At 64.9% G+C, this 22,931-nt stretch carries 16 protein-coding genes; 10 read left to right on the plus strand and 6 right to left on the minus strand.

All coding sequences use genetic code 11. The features are described 5' to 3' along the window. The first annotated feature begins 32 nt into the window (after window positions 1–32). The 9 genes from B1400_RS04900 to B1400_RS04940 all read left to right on the plus strand — a co-directional run bounded on the left by B1400_RS04900 (window position 33) and on the right by B1400_RS04940 (window position 17,117). Entirely contained in the window at window positions 33–1,142 is a 1,110-nt protein-coding gene (locus B1400_RS04900) for a phosphatase PAP2 family protein (protein ID WP_095613323.1), read from the plus strand. A 107-nt stretch (window positions 1,143–1,249) separates the two neighbouring features. Continuing rightward, complete coding sequence (topA, locus tag B1400_RS04905) at window positions 1,250–4,141, plus strand: type I DNA topoisomerase (RefSeq protein WP_095613324.1); 2,892 nt, start codon at window positions 1,250–1,252, stop codon at window positions 4,139–4,141. A gap of 14 nt (window positions 4,142–4,155) precedes the next feature. Continuing rightward, window positions 4,156–4,773 carry a dTMP kinase gene (gene tmk / locus B1400_RS04910; RefSeq protein WP_095613336.1) on the plus strand — a complete coding sequence of 206 codons (618 nt, stop codon included), beginning with the start codon at window positions 4,156–4,158 and terminating at the stop codon, window positions 4,771–4,773. Window positions 4,774–4,779: 6 nt separating this feature from the next. Beyond that, window positions 4,780–5,934 (plus strand): DNA polymerase III subunit delta', encoded by a 1,155-nt coding sequence (locus tag B1400_RS04915; RefSeq protein ID WP_095613325.1) that lies wholly within the window; start codon window positions 4,780–4,782, stop codon window positions 5,932–5,934. Window positions 5,935–6,001: 67 nt separating this feature from the next. Continuing rightward, the gene (locus B1400_RS04920; protein ID WP_162288180.1) at window positions 6,002–6,556 is read left to right on the plus strand and encodes a YbhB/YbcL family Raf kinase inhibitor-like protein; all 555 of its coding nucleotides are present in this window, start codon (window positions 6,002–6,004) and stop codon (window positions 6,554–6,556) included. A 155-nt stretch (window positions 6,557–6,711) separates the two neighbouring features. Further along, entirely contained in the window at window positions 6,712–8,325 is a 1,614-nt protein-coding gene (locus tag B1400_RS04925) for a C69 family dipeptidase (protein ID WP_095613327.1), read from the plus strand. Between the two features lie 222 nt (window positions 8,326–8,547). Then, a complete protein-coding gene (locus B1400_RS04930) occupies window positions 8,548–10,173 on the plus strand; it encodes a C69 family dipeptidase (RefSeq protein WP_095613328.1) in 1,626 nt (541 codons plus the stop codon). 165 nt (window positions 10,174–10,338) lie between these two features. After that, complete coding sequence (locus B1400_RS04935; RefSeq protein ID WP_095613329.1) at window positions 10,339–11,856, plus strand: formate--tetrahydrofolate ligase; 1,518 nt, start codon at window positions 10,339–10,341, stop codon at window positions 11,854–11,856. Between the two features lie 596 nt (window positions 11,857–12,452). Then, entirely contained in the window at window positions 12,453–17,117 is a 4,665-nt protein-coding gene (locus B1400_RS04940) for a SpaA isopeptide-forming pilin-related protein (RefSeq protein ID WP_095613330.1), read from the plus strand. Window positions 17,118–17,220: 103 nt separating this feature from the next. Here B1400_RS04940 and B1400_RS04945 read toward each other — a convergent pair whose 3' ends face one another. The 6 genes from B1400_RS04945 to B1400_RS04970 all read right to left on the minus strand — a co-directional run bounded on the left by B1400_RS04945 (window position 17,221) and on the right by B1400_RS04970 (window position 21,322). Beyond that, entirely contained in the window at window positions 17,221–17,568 is a 348-nt protein-coding gene (locus B1400_RS04945; protein ID WP_095613331.1) for a phenylpyruvate tautomerase MIF-related protein, read from the minus strand. A gap of 124 nt (window positions 17,569–17,692) precedes the next feature. Further along, complete coding sequence (locus B1400_RS04950) at window positions 17,693–18,250, minus strand: GtrA family protein (RefSeq protein ID WP_162288181.1); 558 nt, start codon at window positions 18,248–18,250, stop codon at window positions 17,693–17,695. Window positions 18,251–18,781: 531 nt separating this feature from the next. Then, complete coding sequence (locus B1400_RS04955; RefSeq protein ID WP_201260192.1) at window positions 18,782–19,048, minus strand: ribbon-helix-helix domain-containing protein; 267 nt, start codon at window positions 19,046–19,048, stop codon at window positions 18,782–18,784. After that, window positions 19,045–19,311, minus strand: coding sequence for a hypothetical protein (locus B1400_RS04960; RefSeq protein ID WP_201260193.1), 267 nt, complete (start codon window positions 19,309–19,311; stop codon window positions 19,045–19,047). The genes B1400_RS04955 and B1400_RS04960 overlap by 4 nt, the downstream gene beginning before the upstream one ends. A gap of 379 nt (window positions 19,312–19,690) precedes the next feature. Continuing rightward, on the minus strand, window positions 19,691–20,632 hold the full coding sequence (locus tag B1400_RS04965) for a hypothetical protein (RefSeq protein WP_095613333.1): 942 nt from the start codon (window positions 20,630–20,632) through the stop codon (window positions 19,691–19,693). Between the two features lie 30 nt (window positions 20,633–20,662). Further along, window positions 20,663–21,322: a histidine phosphatase family protein gene (locus B1400_RS04970; RefSeq protein WP_095613334.1), complete on the minus strand. Its 660-nt coding sequence runs from the start codon at window positions 21,320–21,322 to the stop codon at window positions 20,663–20,665. A gap of 286 nt (window positions 21,323–21,608) precedes the next feature. On the opposite strand from B1400_RS04970, the gene B1400_RS04975 reads away from it, so the two are divergent. After that, the coding region (locus B1400_RS04975) for an MFS transporter (protein ID WP_095613339.1) at window positions 21,609–22,931 on the plus strand (1,323 nt) is incomplete at its 3' end.

A 22,931-nucleotide genomic window follows, 5' to 3' on the forward strand; every position in this document is an offset into this window, starting at 1 on the left:
GGTTTTTCCCCACTTGCGCTACAGTCGGTAGCATGACCGAGCACATGCATGACACCCCGTCCGCGCATCCCGACGCCGACGCGCCGCAGCCGGCCGCCGGTGCGACGCACTGGTCCGCGCTCGAAAAGCCACAACGTCCCGCACCGCTGCCGGTGCCGCAGGACGGCCCCGACGAACCCCATGAGGAGGACGTCCTCGCACAGGACATGAAGGCCAAGCTCGCGCAGCTCGACCCGCTCACGTTGCGGCCGCGCACGTCGAGCGTCGTACTGGGCGTCGTCTTCGGCGTCGTCTTCCTCGCGATCGCGGCCGCCGTCTACTGGCTCGGCGTGCGCACCGTCGCCGGGCAGACCTTCGAGGACCTCGCGATCGTCAACTATGCGTCGACGATGCCATCGTGGCTCAGCTTCGGCCATCTGCAGTCGCCGATCATCATCGGCGTCGCGCTCGCCTTCGGCGCCGTCGCCTTCGCCGTCGCCGCGCTGCGCCGGCGGTGGTGGCTCGTCGGGCAGCTCGTCGCCTACAGCGCCGTCTGCTTCGCCGCGGCGCGGCTGCTCAAGCCGTACCTGCCGAGGCCGTTCCTCGTCTACGTCGAGTCGTCGGCGAACAATTCGGCGCCGTCGGGGCACACGATGCTCGCCGCCGCCGCGGGGCTCGTGCTGCTGTGCGCGGTGCCGCACGCATGGCGCGCCGCGTGCGCCGTGCTGTCGACGCTGTGCACGATCGCCGTCGGCGTATCGGTCGTCTTCGACCAGTGGCACCGGCCGAGCGACGTGGTGATGGCGATGTTCATCGCCGGCGGCCTGATGATGCTCATGTTGGCGTGCACGCGCGCCTCGGGCATGGACCGTCCGGGCGACCGCGTCTCGTCGCCGTCGATCCAGCTCGTCGCGACCGCGTTGATCACGCTCGGACTGTGCGCGATCGCGTACGGCGTCTACGTCATCTGGCAGGTGCAGCCCGGACTCGTGTCGTCGGCGGGCTGGGCCGCCTCGGGATCGTGCGCGGCGACGACGGCGCTCGTCTTCGGATGCGCCGCGCTTGTCAACGGCATGGTGCTGATGATGCGTCAGCTGACGGCCGCGCCGTTGACGAAGCTCGGGCTCATCGGCGCGCCGCCGGCGCCGCCCAAAGCGAAATGAGCGGCGCCGGAACGCCCGGATCGGCGCCGGGACGCGCCGGGCGGGCGCGGATGATTGAGCAGCCCATGAGTAATATGGCGTGCGAATACCGTATGTAAGGAGAAATCATGACTGCAGGCAGCAAGCTCGTGATCGTCGAATCCCCGGCGAAGGCCAAGAAGATCGGCGGCTACCTCGGGGACGGGTACACCGTGCTCGCTTCGGTGGGGCACATTCGCGACCTTGCCCAGCCGAGTCAGGTTCCCGCCGACCAGAAGGCGCGCTTCGGCAAGTTCGGCGTCGATGTCGACGACGGATTCAAGCCGTACTACATCGTCGGCGCGGACAAGAGGAAGACCGTCGCCGAACTGCGCGCCGCGCTCAAGGACGCCGACGAGCTCTTCCTCGCGACCGATGAGGACCGCGAAGGCGAGGCGATCGCGTGGCACCTCGTGCAGACGCTCAAGCCGAAGGTCCCGGTCAAGCGCATGGTGTTCCACGAGATCACGCCGGAGGCGATCCGCGCGTCGCTCGAGCATACGCGCGAGGTCGACGGCCATATGGTCGACGCGCAGGAGACGCGCCGCGTGCTCGACCGTCTCTACGGATACGAATTGTCGCCGGTGCTGTGGCGCAAGGTCGGCCCGGGGCTGTCCGCCGGGCGCGTGCAGTCGGTCGCCACGCGCCTGATCGTCGAACGCGAACGTGAACGCATGGCCTTCGTGCGCGCGCCGTACTGGGACGTCGTCGCGCAGCTGCAGGCGCCGGACGCGCTCGGTGCAGACGTGTCCTTCGACGCGCGCCTGGTCGCCGTCGACGGCCATCGCGTCGCCGGCTCGAAGGACTTCACGTCGCGCGGCGAACTCACCGAGGCCGCGCGCAGGGACGGCGTGCGCCAGCTTGATCAGGCCGACGCCGACGCGATCGTCGCCGCGCTCGGACAGGCGCCGTTCACCGTCGCCGATGTCGAGAAGAAGCCGTACCGGCGCCGCCCGCAGCCGCCGTTCACGACGTCGACGATGCAGCAGGCCGCCGGCAACCGCCTCGGCATGTCGTCGAGGCAGACGATGCGCGCCGCGCAGACGCTGTACGAGAACGGCTACATCACCTATATGCGCACCGATTCGGTCACGCTCAGCCAGGAGGCGATCCACGCGGCTCGCGAATCGGTCGCGCGTGAGTTCGGCGAACAGTATCTGTCCGAAAGCCCCAAGCAGTACGCGACGAAGACGGCGGGCGCGCAGGAGGCGCACGAATGCATCCGCCCGGCGGGCTCGCACTTCCGCGATCCGGCGCAGCTCGCCGGCACGCTGCCGCCGGACCAGCTCAAGCTGTACACGCTCATCTGGCAGCGCACGCTCGCCTCGCAGATGGCCGACGCGACCGGTTCGACGGCCACGTCGCGCTTCACCGCCGACGCCGGCGACCGCGGCGAGACGACGTTCCAGGCATCCGGCACCGTCATCGAGTTCCCCGGCTTCCTGCGCGTGCTCGGCGAGCACCGCAAGGGCGCGAAGGACGACGAGGCGTCGCTGCCGCCGATGAGCCCGGGCGACGTGCTGCGCGCGCGGGACGTGAAGGCGGACGGCCATGAGACGCAGCCGCCGGCGCGCTACACCGAGGCGTCGCTCGTCAAGACGCTCGAGGCGAAGGAGATCGGCCGCCCGTCGACGTACGCGAGCATCATCTCGACGATCATCGACAGGAAATACGTGTACGAGCGCGGACGCGCGCTCATCCCGTCGTGGCTCGCGTTCGCCGTGACGAAGCTGCTCGAGACGAAGTTCCCCAAATACGTCGACTACCAGTTCACGGCCGATATGGAGAACGGCCTCGATGAGATCGCGCACGGCAGGGACACCGGCCGCGATTGGCTCACCGCCTTCTATTTCGGCACCGGCAAGGATGCGGCGAGGAACGCCGACGAGGTGCATGAGGGACTGCAGCAGCAGGTCGCGCAGCTCGGCGAGATCGACGCGCGCGCGATCAACACGATCGAGATCGGCGACGGCATCAACGTGCGTGTCGGCCGCTACGGCCCGTATCTCGAGGACACGAAGCACCTTGACGACAAGGGCAACCCGAAGCACGCGTCGATTCCGGAGACGCTCGCCCCGGACGAGCTCACCGTCGCCGAGGCGCACAAGCTCATCGACGAGAACGCCGGCGGCCCGCGCGTGCTCGGCACCGACCCGGCGACCGGTGGCACCGTCGAACTGCGCAACGGCCGTTTCGGCCCGTACATCGCGCTCGTCGAGGAAGGCTCGGACGCGCGTCCGAAGATGGCGTCGCTGTTCAAGTCGATGACGCCGGAGACGGTCACGCTCGCCGACGCGCTCAGATTGCTGAGCCTGCCGCGACTCGTCGCGTCCTACGACGAGACCGACGAGAAGACCGGCGAGACCGGCACGACGACGATCCTCGCGAACAACGGCCGTTACGGTCCGTACCTGACACGCGAGCGCGCCGACGGCTCGAGCGAGACGCGTTCGCTCGAGAACGAGGACATGATCTTCACGGTGACCGAACAGCAGGCGCGCGACCTGTTCGCGCAGCCGAAGTACGGCCGCGGTCGGCGCGCCGCGAAACCGCCGCTGCGCGAGCTCGGCAACGATCCGACGACGAACAAGCCGGTGACGATCAAGGAAGGCTTCTACGGCGCCTACATCACCGACGGCGAGACGAACCGTTCGCTGCCCAAGCAATACGATCCGAAGACGATCTCGGCCGAGGACGCGTTCCGCCTGCTCGCCGAGAAGCGCGCGGCCGGTCCGGCCAAGCGCCGTGGCCGCAAGACGTCGGCGAAATCGGCGAAGTCCACGAAGACGAAGCCGGTGAGCGCCGCGCAGGCCGCCCGCGAGGAACGCCGCAGGAAGGTGCGTGAATTCGCCGACCAGGGGTGGACGAATGCGCGCATCGCGCGTGAGATCGGCTCGACGCCGGCCACCGTCAAGTCGGACCTCGACTATCTGAGCGAGCATGACGGCTACGTGCGCCCGGCCGTCGCGTCGAGGCGCTGAGCGGCGGAATGACGATGGCAGGACAGGGATTGTTCGTCTCCTTCGAAGGCGTCGACGGCGCCGGCAAGACGACGCAGGTCGAGCGTCTCGCCGACCATTGGCGCGCGCGGGGCAGGGAGGTGGTCGTCACGCGCGAACCGGGCGGCACGTCGCTCGGCGTCGAGATCCGACGGCTGCTGCTGCACGGCGACGAGCCGATCGCGGCGCGCGCCGAGGCGCTGCTGTTCGCCGCCGACCGGGCGCAGCACGTCGCCGAGACGATCCGTCCGGCGCTCGAACGCGGCGCGATCGTCATCACCGACCGTTACCTCGATTCGTCGCTCGCCTATCAGGCGGGCGGCCGCGAACTGACGGCCGACGAGATCCGCGGGCTGAGCATGTGGGCGACCGGCGGCCTGCTGCCGCGGCGCACCTATCTGCTCGACATCGACCCGGAGCTCGCGCACATGCGGCTCACGCACGCCGACGACCGCATCGAATCGGCCGGAGGCGCCTTCCGGCGGCGCACGCGCCGCGCGTTCCTCGACCTCGCCGGGCGCGAGCCGGAGCGTTTCCTCGTCGTCGACGCGTCGGCGCCGGCCGACGACGTCGCGCGCATGATTTGCCAAGACAGCGCGAATCTGGTTGGGTGAGACGTCATGAGCGTATGGGACACCCTGGTGGGGCAGGACCGCGTCGTCGAACAGCTGCGCGCGGTCAGCTGCGGCGACCCGAGGATGCTGGCGCAGTCATGGCTGATCTGCGGACCGCCCGGCTCGGGTCGCTCCAACATGGCGCGCGCGTTCGCGGCGGCGTTGGAGAGCCCCGACCACGGTCTCGGCGACGAGCCTACGAAAGCGGTGCGTGAGGTGCTCGCCGGCACGCATCCGGACGTGACGACATTGGCGACCGACAAGGTGACGATCGGCATCGACGAGGTGCGCGACCTCGTGACGACGGCCGAGCAGATGCCGCGCAGCGGCCCGTGGCGCATCATCATCATCGAGGACGTCGACCGCATGCTCGAACGCACGACGAACGTGCTGCTCAAGGAGATCGAGGAGCCGAGCCCGCGCACGATCTGGCTGCTGTGCGCTCCGAGCGCGCAGGACGTGCTGCCGACGATCCGTTCGCGCACGCGCATCGTCAACCTCGGCGTGCCTTCGGATGCGCAGGTCGCGCAGTATCTCGAGGACCGGCACGACGTCGACCACAACCTCGCCGTGCGCGCCGCGCGTCTCGCCGAAGGGCACATCGGCGTCGCGACGCTGTACGCGACCGATTCGCAGGTGCTCGCCGACCGCGACGAGCTCGTCGTCGGCGTCCTCGGGCTGCGCAGGGCGTCTCAGGCGATCCTGCTCGCCGGCTCCCTGCTCGACAGCGCGAAGGCGCAGGCGGCCGCGGACGTGGCCCGGCGCGGCGACAGGGCGCGCGCCGAGTTCCTGCGCCTCAACGGCCTGCAGGAGGGCGACCGTGTGCCGCCGTCGCTGCGCCTCGCGTACAACGCATTGACGAAGGCCGACGACGTCAAACGCCAGACGACGCGCCGCACGCGCGACGTGCTCGACCGCGCGCTCAATTCGGTCGCGAGCGTCTACCGCGACGTCGCCGTGCTGCAGAACGACGCCGAGGAATCGGTCGGCCTCGTCAACGTCGAGAACCGGCGCGCGATCGCCGACCTGAGCGCGCGGCTGCGCAGGGAGCGGACGATCGGCTGCCTCGACGAGATCAACGTCGCGCGCCGGCGTCTGCTCGGCAATGGCAACGCGCTGCTCGTGCTCGAGGCGTTGTTCTGCGCGCTCGCCGAGATGTGAGCGGCCGACGGCGATTCGCGACGCGCGATATATCGGCCAGGCGCCGCCGATGCGCGATACTGGAGTCATGCTAGTTTCCGCAGATTTCACCACCGTGCCGGACCTCTACGCCAAGCAGGCGCCCGATGACGCCCGCGTGGACGGCGTGCCGTGCATCTCCTTCCCCTTCTACATCGACCATCTCAACCCGGCCGCCAAATATCTGCATTGGGAGTTCAGCGACCCCGATTCGATTCCGGTGTGCGGATTCGAATGGATCCACTGGACGATGGCGAACCTGCCGGTCGACGCGATCATGTTCGATCCGTCGGACGCGCATGCGCTGCAGATTCCCGCCGATTTCTCACGCAAAGTCAACGCGATGATCCCGGAGGCGGCTCAGGGGCGCAATTCGCAGGCGTCGCCGCTCTACGGCCAGGACCAGCAGAACCTGCAGCTCGTCGCGCACTACACGGGCCCGCAGCCGCCGGACCGGGACCACCGCTACGTGCTGCAGATCTGGGGCACGACCGAGCCGATACCGGAGCTCGGGCAGGGCTTCTGGCTCAATGCGATGCTGCACGGCCTCGAACACGCGCAGGTCGTCGACGGCGGCGGCATCACGCTCGTCGGCAGCTGCTGAACATCCGCTCCACCCATGGAGTAATTCGCCGGTCTGATGCCCCATGCACCGCAAAACGCGGTAGAACATAGGGGAACACGGGCGGAGCGCATGGGCGTGCGGCGTCCGCGCCGCGCACCCTGCGCTGCGCCCCATGCATGGAAAAGAGGCATCGTATGGCATGCACCACCATTCTCGTCGGCAGAGGCGCGAGCTATGACGGATCGACGATCATCGCGCGCAACGAGGACGACGAACCGGGATCGTTCAACAACAAGAAACTCATCATCGTCAGGCCGCAGGATCAGCCCCGCACCTACACGAGCGTCAACGGACATCTGACGATCGACCTTCCCGATGATCCGCTGCAGTATTCGGAGACGCCGAACTCGTTCACGAGCGACGGCGTGTGGGGCGAGGCCGGCATCAACGAGGCGAACGTCGCGATGACGGCGACCGAGACGATCACGTCGAACGCGCGCGTTCTCGGCGCCGATCCGCTCGTCCCGTACACGCCCGCGGTCGGCAAGCCGGGCGACGCCGGCTATGTGCCGGAATCGGCCGGCGGCATCGGCGAGGAGGACCTCGTCACGATCGTGCTGCCGTACATCCGCACCGCGCGTGAGGGCGTGCGTCGTCTCGGCGCGCTGCTGGAGCGGTACGGCACGTACGAAAGCAACGGCATCGGGTTCTCGGACGCGCACGAGGTGTGGTGGCTCGAGACGGTCGGCGGGCATCATTGGATCGCGCGCCGCGTGCCCGACGACTGCTACGTCGTCAACCCGAACCGTCTGGGCATCGACGACTTCGACTTCGAGGACGCCTACGGCGAGCAGCGGGAATACATGTGCTCCGAGGACCTGCGCGAGTTCATGGACGTGCACCATCTGGACGTCGACTTCGCGCTCGAGGGACGCTTCGACCCGCGTGACGCCTTCGGCTCCCATTCGGACATGGACCACGTCTACAACACGCCGCGCGCGTGGATGATCGAGAAGTACTTCAATCCGCTCGACGAGACCTGGGACGGCCCGGACGCCGACGTGCGCCCGGGCGACGACGACATCCCGTGGTGCCGCCAGCCGGACAAGAAGATCACGATCGAGGACGTCGACTACGCGCTGTCGCTGCATTACCAAGGCACGAAGTACGATCCGTACGGCAAGCTCGGCACCGACGCGACGCGCCACCTGTACCGTCCGGCCGGCATCAACCGCACCTGCGAGCGCTCGATCATGCAGATTCGCCCGTACGCGCCGCAGGCCGACCGTGCGATCCATTGGATCACGTTCGCGTCGACGCCGTTCAATGCGACGGTGCCGTTCTTCGCGAACGTCGACGCGATGCCGGCATATGTGAGCGACACGACGTCCGAGGTCACACTCGACAGCTACTACTGGGCGAGCCGTCTGCTCGCCGTCCTCGGCGACTCCGACTACGCCGGCACCGCGGAGCAGATCGCGCACTACAAGCAGACGGTCGCGGCGCTCGGCCATCAGATGGTCTTCGCGACCGACGAGCAGCTCGGCCGCCTCGGCACCGACGCGACGCGCGCCGCCGCCGCCCGAGGCGTCAAGGATGAGGAGCTCGGCATCCCGGCGGACGTCGAACCGATGGAGCCGAAGGACGTCACCGACGCGACGCGCAACCCGAAGGCACGCGAGATGCTCGCGGCCGCGAACGCGACGATGGCCGCGCAGCTCAGGGCGCAGACGCAGACGATCATCGCGCAGTGCCTGCAGGCGACGAGCGTCAACATGAAGAACGCGTTCAGCATGGCCGACTTCTAAACCGTGCCCGACCGTGCGTGGCGCGCTCCGTACGCGCCATACTTCGCGCGCCGTCGGCATACGCAGCGCTATGCGTATGCCGACGGCGTATTTCGTATCATGGTTGGACGAATGCGGCGCAACGGCCTATCCTCCTACAATGGCCGTGGCGACCAACGCCCGCACGCCGGCGCGGACGGCGCGGGCGGTACCATCCGCATCATCTGACACCATGGGAGAGATATGAGCTGTACAACCCTGCTCGTCGGCAAGGACGCAAGCTACGACGGATCGACGATCATCGCGCGCAACGAGGACAGCTGCAACGGCGAGTTCGACCCGAAGCAGTTCGTCGTCGTCAGGCCCGAGGACCAGCCACGCACCTACAAGTCGGTGCTTTCGCATGTCGAGATCGAGCTGCCCGACGACCCGCTGCAGTATTCGAGCGTGCCGAACGCGGTCCGCACAAGCGGCATCTGGGGCGAGGCCGGCGTCAACGAGGCGAACGTCGCGATGAGCGCCACCGAGACGCTGACGACGAACGAACGCGTGCTCGGCGCCGACCCGCTCGTCGAGTTCGCGCCGGCGATCGGCAATCCGGGCGACGACGACTACGAGCCGGAGGTCGCCGGCGGCATCGGCGAGGAGGATTTCGTCACGATCGTGCTGCCGTACATCAAGACGGCGCGCGAGGGCGTCGCCCGTCTTGGCGCGCTGCTCGAACAGTACGGCACCTATGAGATGAACGGCGTCGCGTTCAGCGACGTCAACGAGATCTGGTGGCTCGAGACGGTCGGCGGGCATCATTGGATCGCGCGCCGAGTGCCCGACGACTGCTACGTGACGATGCCGAACCAGCTGGGCATCGACGAGTTCGACCTCGACGACGCGCTCGGCGACCAGCGCGACTACATGTGCTCCGCCGATCTCGAGGAATTCATCGAACGCAACCATCTGAGCCTCGCCGTCGAAGGCGCGTCGCCGTTCTCGCCGCGTGACGCCTTCGGTTCGCATTCCGACTCCGACCACGTCTACAACACGCCGCGCGCATGGTACATGCAGCGCTACTTCAACCCGCTCGATGAGGTGTGGGACGGTCCGGACGCCGACCACAAGCCGGACGCCGACGACATCCCGTGGTGCCGCCAGCCGGACCGCAAGATCACGATGGAGGACGTCAAGTACATCCTGAGCTCCCACTATCAGGAGACGCCCTACGACCCCTACGGCACACGCGGCGACGACGCGTCGCGCACGCGCTTCCGCCCGATCGGCATCAACCGCACGAACCATCTCGCCGCGATGCAGATCCGCCCCTACCGCCCGCAGGTCAACCGCGCCGTGCAATGGATCGCCTACGGTTCGAACCCGTTCAACGCGCTCGTCCCGTTCTTCCCGAACGTCGACGACACGCCCGCCTATCTGCGCGACACGACGTCGCGCGTGACGTCCGAGAACTTCTACTGGGCGAACCGGATCATCGGCGTGCTGTGCGACGCGCAGCACGCGCAGACGTTGTCCGCCGTCGAGAACTACCAGCAGAGGGTCGGCGCGCTCGGCCACGCGATGCTGCGCGCCGCCGACGAGCAGGTGAACCGCCTAGGCGGCGACGCCGTGCTCGAGGCCGCCGCCCGCGAACAGGAGTACGACGACGAATTCGCCGAGGACGACCTCGTCGAGGACGTGCAGCCGATGGAGCCGGACGAGATCATCGAGGCCGTGCGCGACCCCGAGGTGCGCGGCGTGCTCGCGACGGCGAACGAGGATCTCGCGCGGCAGGTCAAGAAGGAGACCGAGAAGCTGCTCGATACGGCGCTGTACACGGCGAGCCTCGCGATGAAGAACCATTTCGCGATGTCCGACAACTGATCCGTCTGGTCTGTCGCGCCCATCGCGCGATGACCCGAAGCCGGCGCGCAGGCCACCCGCCTGCGCGCCGGCTTTCGTCGTTCGCATCGTGATGGGGGACGTCTCGCGGCCGCAGCGTGCTGATATGTTGGAACAGGCAGCTCAACCACCGGAAAGGAACGTGTAGTGTCGCTCATCGAGAATTTCACCAAGCCTTACGGATTGGTCGACAAGATCGACGCATTCGGCTATCTCGACTCCCTCAACAACAACCCCGACGCGCCGCGCAAGCACGGTAAGGTCGTCCTCGTCACCGCGGACACGCCGCTCAAGGCGTCGCGCGGCGAAGGCAAGACGACGACGACGATCGCGCTCATCGACGCGCTCAACGCGCGTGGCATCGATGCGGCCGCGGTGCTGCGCCAGCCGAGCATGGGCATCACGGCGGCCGGCTCGAAGGGCGGCGCCTCCGGTGGCGGCAAGGCGTCGCTGACGCATCCCGAACTCATCGACTGGGGCCTGTGCGGTGAAATGGGTGCGATCGAGGCGGCGCAGAACCTGCTCGCGTCCTTCGCCGAGAAGGCCGTCGATGACGGTCTGCTCGACACGGTGCTCGTTCCGCGCGTCTCCGAAGTGCCGTCGCGTTCGCTGCGCAGCGTCGTCGTCGACGCCGGCAAGAACGACGTGCACGAGAAGACCGTGCTCACGCCGACCTGCGAGCTGATGCAGATCGTCGTGCTGTCGCGTTCGATGGACGAGATCGCCGACCGCGTCGCGAAGATGATCGCCGGCACGAAGGACGGCAAGGCCGTGACCTTCGGCGAGTTCATCGACCTGTGGCGCATCACGAACATCCTCGCCGACGCCGTCAAGCCGGCGAAGACCGAGACGAAGAACGGCTCGCCGGTGTACGTGCACGGCGGCCCCTTCGCAAACGTCTCGATCGGCATCCCGTCGCTCGTCTCCGTCGAGATGGCGTGCGCGCAACATGACGTCGTCATCGTCGAAGCCGGCTACGGCGCCGACGCCGGCGCGCAGAAGTGGCTCGACATCGCCTGCCGCGAGTACGGCGCGCAGTGGCCGAGCGCCGCCGTCGTCGTGACGCGCGCCTCCACCTGGCGCGACGACCCGGCGCTGCAGTGGCGCTACCCCTTCCACGTCGAGCGTCTCGAAGGCCTCGGCATCCCGACCTTCCCGCTCATCAACCTGTGGGACGGCGAGGACGATCAGGTGCCGGCGCTGCGCGAGACAGCCGCCGAGCTCGGTTTCCGCGCGCCGATCATCGGCAACCTGTACCGCGACGGCGGCGATGCGCTCGCCCCGCAGCTCGACGACTTCGCCGAGGCCGTGAGCGCCGAGGATGCGCCGGAGACGCCGGCGAGCCACAAGGGCATGCCGCTCGTCGAGAACGTCAAGTGGGTGTGCGAACACGCCTACGGCGTCCCAGCCGACCGCGTCGTCATGAAGCCCGGCTTCGAGGAGTCGCTCGAGACCGCGCGTGCGCTCGCCGAGGACGCCGGCGTCGCGTTCGACGACCTCGCGCTCGTCGCCGTGAAATCGCCTGCGACGATGACCGATAACGACGCCGCCCCGGCCGACGAACGCACGGTGACGCTCAAGAAGGTCGACGTCCATTCCGGCGCCGGTCTCGTCCACGTCAACCTGACGACGTCGCTGACGACGCCGATGCCGAAGATCGTCTGAGATCCACACGTCTGTCCGTTTCCGGGCCGCCATGCGCCTGATCGCGCGTGGCGGCTCATATGTTATGAGCCGCGGGTCGTCGCAGGCTGCGGAGGCGGACGTGCCGCGGATGGTGCGCCGGGAGGGGCTGGCGCCTCAAACCGGATGGCGGCACCGGTGGATGTCTGGACTGCGCCGAGAGCGATGGTGCTGTGCGCATGCGGATATGTGGGCGCTGCTTCGGGGGTTGCGTGAATGCGAACGTTGCTCATTCGCTGAATATGGACGGCGTGTTGCCCGAAGGGGAAACGTTGATGGCCATGGGCTTGCCGATCTAGGGAACTTAAGCGATTAAGTTTAGTAATACTGCAAATGCATGGTGTCGGCGTTGAGAGCATGTGCCGGCATGGGTGCTGTTTCGTGCTGATTGCTTGACTCTGAGAACGTATGCAGCAAGGGATTGCCCATAATGCCAAAGTACGAAAGTTGGGCAAAACCCCTATAATATTCATTAAGCGCTTAATCGGCTGTGGGCGTAGGGATGACGAAGTTCCGTGCAGGCCGGGGCGGCGAAGTCGGAGAGTCGAGTATCGGCAGCAGCCGAAGGAGCAGGGACGATGAAGTACGGAAGACACGTGTACGCGCGCCGGCGGCACACAGGCGCGCTGATGCGCCTGCAGGCGTGCGGTGCTGCCATTGTGGCATTGACATTGGTGTGCATCATGTCTGTGCTGCCACGTGCGGCGTTTGCGGATGGGTATGAGCAGGCGGATGCGGACACGATTCGGGCGGCCACGGTGGAATTGACGGCCACGGTGCTTGAACCCAATGGATCACAGACGAAGAAGACATTCAAGAACGATGAACTCAAGAACACCGTGCCGAATGTGGTGCCGAACACCGATCTCGAATTCTTCCTGGATGTGCATCTCAAGGACAATGCGGTGGTCGCCTCCGACGGCAAGCATCTGAGTTGGGAATATGCTGTGCCGGTGCCGCCGTCGGTGGTGGCGAATCAATTCGACGAGCCGCAGATCGTGACCGAAGGCGACCAGGAAGTCGCGACGATCACATTGGTGAAGAAGGACGACGGTACCTGTGCGTTGCGGGTGAAGTACAACGAGGAGTATGCGCAGGACAAGGATCACGATTACTTCTTCAGCTACAACCTGCGTGTGAACTATCGCGACGAGGCGCTCGAAGAGGGCAACGATCGGGGATGGGAGTTCCCCGGTACCGGCGTGACAATCAAGGTCGACCATACGCCATGGAAGGTGACCGGTGATAAGAACTGTGCATGGGTCGGTCGTTCGGAGACCGACCTCACCTGCACCGTCAAGCTTGAGACGGAAGGTGATGTCGACAACTTCCGTTTCTGGGATGTGGCGGGTTCGGATCTGAACATGGATCGCGACTCCGTGCAGGTGAAATATCTGTACAACGCGAAGAATGAAGATGCGGCCAAGGAAGCCGCTTCGCAGCTGCAGAGCAAGATCAATCCGATCCCAGATTCGGATACGGGCGAATCCGCAGGCATGACGCTGCCGAAGGGCGCCTATGAAATTACCTACAAGGCATCTATCACGAATGGCGCGCAGGCTGATGCCAATGATGGCGACAAGTACCAGAGCGCGAAGAACACCGCCCATTGGAAGTGGCAGGACGGTGAAGGCGAGAGCAGCTATGTGCCGTCCAAGCGCAACTGGAACTACAACTGGGTGTCCAAGAACGGCTGGGTGGAAGACTCGTCGAAATGGTATGCCGAAGGCAGTGAGCAGAAGCGTGAGATCAAATGGACCGTCGATGTCAACAACGGCGGTGATCGTGCTGATATCAACGGGCGTCAGCTGACTGATACCGTGCAAGACGGTCATGAAATCGATCCTGATACCGTGACGATCCGTGCGTGGGATGAGAACAACCAGGAGATCGATCCGGCAGGTGTGCAGATCGTCGTCAATGACGATCGCAAGGGCTTCTCGATTGATTTCTCCTCGGGAGATCCAAATTACAACAAATATCAGATCGAATACAAGACGGTGCCCACCGACTCTGATGAGCATCCAGTCTCCAAGTATTCGAATAAGGCGGAGGTCTGTGGGCTGACTGAATGCAAGACCGCGACGAAGGATGTGGATCGCCCGAGCAAACCGAATCCCGATCCGGGCTCTGATCCCGGTCCGGAACCGGATCCGGAACCGCCGCTCAATCTCGATCTGATCGAGAAGAGCGTGGGGTCCGCCACGAAGATCCGCAACACGAACGTCTATAGCGTGCCGTGGACCATCGAGTACACGCCGCCGGCCGAAGGCAACGTGACCGAGCTGCATCTCTACGAGGACTGGGTCAACGGCGTCTCCGACGGCAACACGCAGCATATGTGGTACTCGAAGGACTATCTGGACCTCAAAGTCAGTGTGTACAACATCAAAAACGATGCGAACTGCTCGGAAGGCAATCCGAATTGCTGGACGGAGATTCCGTCGGATGAGTTGTTCGTATCGGCCGCCGATAAGAAGAAGGGCCAGTCGGGCAAGGGGTATCCTAACGAGTATTACGACGTTCGCGAATCGTATTACGACGATGAATATCATCGTGGACAGGGGCGTGAACTGCCTGGTGGCACTGACTTCCCGGAAGGCTATTTCCGTGGCGAGGCGGACCGCAACGCCGATGACACCTATGCCCTTCATGATGGTGCGCCGGCGTTCACGTTCTCGTATCTGCATAAGCAGATCAAGGACGCCGAGGGCAACGAAATCCTGAATCTGGACTCGCCAAACCCGTTCTCGCACAAGATGCGCATCACCTACAACACGTTATGCGACGGTACTCCGGATGTGTACATCAACTATGCCAAGTTCCATTACAGGGTAAACGACAAGATCGCCGATGAAGTGGAATCGGCGACGATCCCGTTCGTCGGTGACGTCATCGGTGGCAAGACCGTCGACGCCGAGAACGACGGCGAAACCTGGTGGAACAATCAGGCGAACTGCGACGAAGGCGATGATGGGTACTGCCATGTGCACTGGCGTGTTTGGGGCAACGGCAAGAAGTCGTGGTGGTCGGTGCGCTATCTCTATGATGACGACGGCAACGTCAAGTTCTATGAGGAGTTGCCGGGCATCAGCGGCGTCTATGAGCTGCCGGAATCGATCACGATGACGGATACGCTGCCGGAAGGCTGGGAGCTCGATACGGATAAGCCGATCTTCGGACGTTTCGTGTCGATGGGCGACTACGCGACCGAGGATGAGCTGGAAGCTGCAGGACTGGATTTGGACCTCAAGGGCTGGCTGCCGATCGCCGAAGGCGACAAGCGGGGAGCGCTGCCACAGCAGACGGCGACCTTTGACTTCAGCGGCGATGGCAAGAGCTGCGATTCGGATGTTGCGTGCGCAACCTACACGGTGCAGGCCGGCAAGGTCGTGTTCACGGTGCCGAACGATGGCTCGTTGACGGCGTGGAAGACCGAGCGTGTGGGAGATGCATCACCTGACTCCACGACCGATGGCGGTCCCAACCGATATGACAGGCCTTCCACCCCGCTGGGCCCACCAATCGCCAAGCAGGGCCATTCGATTATCGTCTATGAGTTCGATACGAAAATCAGCAAGGTGGAACTGCGCAAGCAGGGCATGATCGACGGCTCGCGCTTCACTTACACCAACAACGCGAACGTGCAGATTGGCGAACACAGCTCCGACGTCACCGGTGATGTGTTCGTGCAGCAGGGTGAGGCGCCGAATCTGAACAAGTGGGTTGACGGCACTGGCAACAATCAGGTCAAATACGTCGTCGAAATCAATCTCACCCAGCAGAGTCAGCTGCCGGAGGGGACCGTGCTTACGCTCACTGACACGTTGCACTCGTCGAACGCGGCATATGTGCAGTCGTCGTTCAGGCTTTCGACGAATTCCGGTTCATGGGATGAGGTCACCTATCCGGAAGGCAAGGATCATTTTGAAGTGTCCTTCGGACATGCGGCGGGGAGCAATTTGCCGACGGCGACGATCAAGCTGCCGATCGATGGCATGCGGTCGAACAGCATGGACCAGAATTCCGGGCAGCCGTTGTATAAGCAGAAGCCGCTGCGCCTGAACTACACGGTGCAGCTGCGCGGCATTCCCGGACAAGACATCGATCTGCGTAACACGGTTTCGTTCAGGGGACAACTGGACGGTTCGGCGTCGACGAACCGTACGGTCCAGATCACGAAGACGGATGCCGACGCCGGTGCATCCGGCTCGGTCACGTTGAAAAAGGTGGTCGACGGCGATAGCAGCCAGAAGTTGTCAGGCGCCACATTCAAGGTCTGCCCGGTCAATCTGAACGCGGCGCCCTCCAAGGAATGGACTGCGGATCGTCGGACCGAATGCAGTGAAGATCCTCGTACTGGCGTCACCGACAGTCTCGGTCGCCTTGTGTTCCATCACGGCGACGGCACTGACGTGGAATCGGAGCTCTATCAGTTCAACGAAAACCAGCTATATGTGGCTTGGGAGACGCAGGCGCCGTCGGGATATGCGGTGAACACGACGCCGCAGTTCTTCTACGTGAAGAACGGGCGCGCCTCCGACTTCGACACAAAGACGCGTGCGATGGCCGCCTACGCGGACCAGCATAATCTGTATGTGTGGGATTCGGGATTCCAGGTCGCCGACGGGCTGACGAGCTTCATGTTCGGCAAGGTGGGTGCTGATAAAGTGACGCAAGGCACCTATAAGGACCCTAATGACCCCACCGCGGAAGAACTGCCGACCTATGTCACGACGGATGAATCGTATCTGGCGGCCTCGGAATGGACGCTTGCGAAGAAGGACGGCTCTGCCGAGATGGCCATCGTCGACGGCGGCGATGAACGTTCCGAGAACGGCGTCATCAAGCAGCTGAAGGATCACGATACGCGCGATGGTCGCATCGAGGTGCATGGCGTCCCGACGGATGAGTATGCGCTCGTCGAGACGAAGGCGCCGACGGGATATGTTGCCGAAGCGCAGAAGCGGTACGCGCTCACCATCGGCGCGGATGGCAAGGTCACATGGTCCGGCGACGCTACGCCGCATGCCGTCACCGACGGGAAAGGCATGCCGACCGGTGAATGGGTCATCGGCAACGCAAAGGAGGAGGAGACCGGCGTCGAGCTGCCTTCGGCGGGCGGCTTCGGGACGCATTTCGCGGCCTTCGGATTCGCGTTAATCGCGGCGGCCATGTGTCTGGCGGTGGTCGCGCAGAAGAACCGCAAACCCGGCGCGCATGCTGCGACGCGCAGCCGCTGAGCCGGATGAATGAAGAGAGCCGCCGCCGAATCGGATGGGATTCGGCGGCGGCTCTCGTATGCGCTGAGCGTTCGTCGCACGGTGGTCGACGGCGAAGTTCAGGTCAGAAGTTGGAGCCGTTCCAGCCCCAGTCGGGCGTCGCGGTGTAGCGGATGTAGGTGCGGTCGGCCGGGATCTCAAGCGTGTCCTGCAGCGCGTCCATGATCTGCGGCGTGAGCTTCTTCCATGCGCTCGTCGGCACGTTCGAGCCGAAGACGTTCACCTCGACGTAGGCGACCGGCGTGGAATCGTCGCCGCCGAAGTACATCGGCACATTGTCCTCGAACATGCACATGAGCCAGCCCTCGGACTTGCCGGGGACGGCCGGGATCGCCTGGCCGAACAGGTTCTTGAGCGTATCGCGCTGCTCCTTCGTCGTCGGGACGGAGACATGGGTGTGAATGACTGGCATCGGTCCTCCTTGATGGAACGGATGATGGAACGGCGGCGGCCGCATCGGCGGTCACCGGCCAACAGCATCCAGTCTAGGGCAGCCGTTCCGCGCCGCATTCGGGTTACGCCCGACGGCTGAGCGGTCACTTCCAGCCTTTGGGCGTGTGCTCGATCGACCACATGCCCAGACGGTGCGAGAAGCTCCGCTCCCACTTCGCCTCGAGCTCCTCCTCGGACAGGATGTGGTCGCCGCGGCGCAGACGGTTCATCGCGTTCGTGTGCGTGTCGTCGAGCAGCCATTTGCGGATGATGAAGTTCCAGATCGCGACGACGACCGTCGAGATGAGTTTGCCGATGTTCGTGCGCAGCAGATACATCGCATGCTGGCTGATGTAGGCGTCCTTGTTCATGCCGTAGGTGGACAGCCAGATGATGACCATGTTGATGAACAGGCCTACGACGGCCGAGAACAGGAAGATCGCCATCTCCATCCACCGCGCCATATCCGGACGGTGCCTGAAGACGTATTTCATGCTCGCGAAGTAGTTGAAGACGAGCGAGATGAGGAACGAGATCGTCGCCGCGATGACGTTATGCATATGGAACACGCCGACGAGGAGGTTGAGGATGCCCCAGTCGATCAGGAACGCGATGATGCCGACGACGCCGAATTTCAGGATCTGCTCGATGAGTTTGCGCACACGAACAGTGTACAAGGGGTCCGTCCGAAGCCGCTCGCAGCGTAGAGCGTCGCGGCGAGGCATGCGTGTGTGACGGAGGCATCGTCTGACTCGATGGGTATTCGCCCATGATGCGAACGGCGGCTGCGCCAAGCCACGTATATCCAGGTTGCCGCCCGCGCACAGCTCGATAGTTCGGGGGGAGATCTGGGGATATGCGTCGCGTGCCGCCCGGGTGGGTGGCACGGGTGTGTGATTGTGTGCGCTGGGGTTGGCGGATGTGTGGTTGAGGGATCGGCATGGTTGGTATTGTGCGCCTTTGACGGCCTGGGTCACCGGAGCGTCTGCGCTCGCCGGCGGTGTGTGCGCATAACTCGATGGTTTGCGCGAGGTATCGAGCTGTGCGCACGCATGATCTGATGTACGGCGCGAGAGCGTCACATGTGTGCGTCAGCCTTGGGCGCGTTACTGTGCAATCGCACCGAGCGTCCTAAACCCGCTCCTTGCGACCGGCGCGCATACGTGTGCCCTATGCGCCGACACCGTTTGTTCTTATTGGTTGACGAGCGCGTCATTCATCGCTCGCCTGGTCCATTCGCTCACGCTGATATGTTCGCGCTTGGCGGCTTCCTCGACCAGCCGCCATGTGGTGTCGCTGATTCGTATCGTGCGGGGTTTGAGCGGTTGCGTGCTCTGTTCCCATGCGCGTCCGTGGATTGGTTCCACGATGTCGTCGGGGAATCCGTCTTCGGCCTCCTGCGCCCAGCGATCCACCATCTCGTCGGTGATGGGCGTGCCGTTTGAGGCGATGTACGTCATCTTGCCCTCCTTATTTCGTTAAGGAATCCTTTTGTCAGTAAGATCGCGTGGATGATGAGGGCTGCGCCGTCGTCGAGCATGACGAATACGAGCTCGATGCGGTGTCCCTGTGCGTCGAATCCGATTGTCGCCCAGCGCTGCGGTTCACTGTCCCTGTCCCGACTGCGTATACGCGCGCCATTTGATCCGGTCTCATAAGCCTGTCTGATCTGTTCCGCTGATAGACCGTGCACTCTCGCATGGGGATGGACGATGATGCGCATACATACAAGCATACATCACCGCATACGCCATGTATGCGCGTCGATGGTCGCCGATGCTCGCATAGCTCGATAGTTCGGGGGGATCTGGGGATATGCGTCGCGTGCCGCCCGGGTGGGTGGCACGGGTGTGTGATTGTGTGCGCTTGGGTTGGCGGGTGTGTGGCTGAGGGATCGGCATGGTTGGTATTGTGCGCCTTTGATGGCCTGGGTCGCCGGGGTGTCTGCGCTCGCCGGCGGTGTGTGCGCATAACTCGATGGTTTGCGCGAAATATCAAGCTATGCGCACCCAGGCGCACGGAGAGGGCGGGGTGAACGTGTCCTCTCCGCGCTGCGGCGCTATGCGCCTGTGCGCCCGCGCGAGATGGGGAAGGACGCCGCTCTACAGCTCGACCTCGGGTTTGTTCGGGTCGTCCTTGATGTGGGCGAACTTCGCGGCGAGCGCCTCCTTGTTCTTGCGTTCGTCCTCCTTGCGCGCGCGCTCCTTCGCCTCCTTGGGGTCCCACAGGATGTCCTCGCGGTGCTTGCGCCACTCGGCGCCGGCGATCGGGGCGAGCGCCTGCGCGAGCACGGTCGCCGCGTCTGCCGCGTCGTCGTCGCCGTTCGGCGTCGCGTAGGCTGCGATGACGCCGCGGAACTGCTCTGCCGTCAGACAGATCTGCGGCAGCTGCAGCGTCGCGGTGAAATCGTTGATGAACAGGAAGAACGGCAGCGCAAGCCGCTCGAGGCCGCGCACACGCTGTTCGGGCGCGCCGCCGGCCGTCGGCTCTGCGGCGCCGAGCGTTGCCCTGAGCTGCGTCGTCGCGGCGCGCATCAGTTCGTTGAGCAATACGATGACGACGGCGTAGCGCCATGCGGGTGATTCGACCTTCGTCTCGGTGCGCGCGGCGACGAAATCCTCGACGCCGCCGACGGCGCCCGTGACGGCGGTGGCGGTCGCGCCGGACCAGCCGGCGTCGAGCGCGTCGGCGGCGTCGAGCAGCTCGTGTACGTCATGCGACGAGACGAAGCCCTCGAGCGCCTCGATCGCGTCGTTCGCGGCGTTCAACGCGTCGACCGTCGCCTGCGGGCGTCCGGGGATCGCGTCGGCGCCTTCGTAGACGAATTCGGCGTCGGCCATCGGAATCGTCTCGCCGGTCATGACCTGCGCGGCGAGGCGGCTCAGGCGCACCTGCAGGTTCTCGCAGTAGCGCGCGTCGTTGTCCATGTGCAGCGCCGACGTCAGCGGCCACAGCTCGGTGAGGTCGGCCGCCGTCTGCACGGCCTGGCGGACGCTCGGCAGCGCGGCGATGCGCTCGACGACCTGATCGGTTTCAACATTCATCGTGACTCCTCCACGGTTGGATGGCATGGGCTATGCGACGTCCTTCGCCGGATCGGCGTAGGTGATCGACAGCACGTCGTGCGTCGCGTTGTCGTAGGTGATCGACGTCACCGACGCGAGCGCCGTCTTGCGCAGCAGCATGTTGTGCTCGGGGTGGCCGGTCTCGAGCATGTGGCGGTACGACCAGATCGGCGATTCGTGCGTGACGACGATGATCTGCTCACCGGGATGCTCGTCGACTTTTTCGAGGGCGAAATTCTGCACACGGTTCGCAATCGAACGGTAGCTTTCGCCCCAGCTCGGACGCCACAGGTTGCGCACGAGTCTGAGGTTCCCCGGGCGCCACAGCGCCCCGTCGCCGTGGCCGATGCGCTTGCCGCGGAACTCGTTGCGGGCCTCGATGAGACGGGGGTCGGTGAGCAGCCGCAGCTGCTGCTGGTCGCGGTCGGCGCGCAGCCGGTTGAGTTCGAGCAGGATCGCGTCGGCCGTCTCACGCGTGCGGTCGAGCGGCGACGAGTAGACGGCGACGGCCGTGTTCGTCTGCGGGTTCGCGGCGAGGTAGCGGCCGGTCGCCTGCGCCATGCGGCGCCCCGCTTCGGACAGATGGAAATCGGGAAGCCGTTCGTAGAGCACATGGTTCGGGTTGTGGACCTTGCCGTGCCGCACGAAGTTGATGGTGGTGGCCGTCATGACGCTCCCTTTCGGATTGATGTGAACATTTCACGATAATCGCTTCCACCTCAATAATGTACCGCGTGTCGCGCCGGCGGGTGCGACTAATGTGGTCGTGTCCGCGAACGCATACGCGAGGTGCGTGCGGTACGCGGACGATTCGATTGGTCGCTCGACGTCGCCGTCGCCGAATCGCCGACCACCCCAACCACCAACCAACCGCATACGGCGACAATCAAGCCGTGACGCCAAACGGCGCGACGGCCGCATGCGGAACACATCCGCGAGCAGAAAGGAGCGGCACATGGCACAACGCAGGGAGCATGTAGTGACGAAAGGGATCAGGGACGTCAACAGACGGTTGTTCGGCGGCTACGCGCAGCTGCTGAAGATCCCGCACACGGCCCGGTTCACCGTCGGCTCGGTCATCGCGTGCATGCCGTTCCCGATGGTCGGCATGACGATGACGATCATGACGCAGCAGTACTACGGCAACTATTCGCTCGCCGGAGCGCTCACCGCCGTGCAGGCGATCGCCGGCGCCGCCGTAGGGCCTCTGTTCGGCACGCTCGTCGACCGCTACGGGCAGCGGCAGGTCTCGGTGCCGATCATCGCCGTGTGGATGGTCGCCGCCACCGCCTTCGTCTCCTGCGTGCTCGCACATGTGCAGCCGTGGATCCTGTTCTGCATCGTGCCGTTCCTCGCCGCCGTGCCGCCGTGGGGCGCGATGAGCCGCGCACGGTGGACGAATCTGCTCAAACACGATCGCGTCGGCGTCAACCGCGCATTGTCACTGTGCGGTGTCTTCGATGAGGCGATGTGGGTCATCGGCAATCCGCTCGCTTCGACGTTGGCCGTCATCTCCGGCGTGCTCACGTTCAGCTTCACCGGCGCATGCGTGCTCATCGGCGCACTGATGTTCCTGACCGAACTGACGACTGAGCCAGCAAGCCAGACGCAGCTCGCCCGCGCCGAAGGCCTCACACGTCGCGAGTTCCGTGCCCGCGAGGACGAGAAGGCACGGCTGCTGCGTGCACAGACGGCGGAACGTGACGCCCGCGCGCACGCGAAATCGGAAGGGCTGACGGCGGCCGAAGTGGACGCGGCAGGCAAGGCGGCCTACGAGAAGTCGCTGAGCGGCAAGAAGGATTCGATTTGGGGTCCGGGCCTCGTCGCCGTATGCGTCACCTGGTTCGGGCTCGGCGCGTTCCAGTCGGCCGCCGGCATCTCGATCGTCTCGTTCGCCACCGAATCGGACATGAAGCAGTACACCGGATTCGTGTTCGCATGCTTTTCGATCAGCTCGCTGCTCGGCGCGCTCGTCTACGGCGCGAGGAACTGGACGATTCCGCTGTGGAAGCGCTTCTACGTGTGCCTCGCCGTGGTCAACCTCGGCATCGGCTCGTTCCTGTTCGCCAAGCAGCTGTGGGTCATCGCCGTCATCTACCTGTTCATCGGCGTGTGTCAGTCGCCGACATGGATCAACGGCAACCAGCTGATGCTGCATCTCGTGCCGCAGACGCGCTTCACCGAAGGCATGGCGTGGATGGGTGCGATGAACGCGATCGGAGGGTCGGCCGGGTCGGCGATCGCCGGCGTCGCGATCGACCATGCCGGCTCGCGCGGC

Origin of the sequence: Bifidobacterium italicum (assembly GCF_002286915.1) — a bacterium.
Classification (GTDB): Bacteria; Actinomycetota; Actinomycetes; order Actinomycetales; family Bifidobacteriaceae; genus Bifidobacterium; species Bifidobacterium italicum.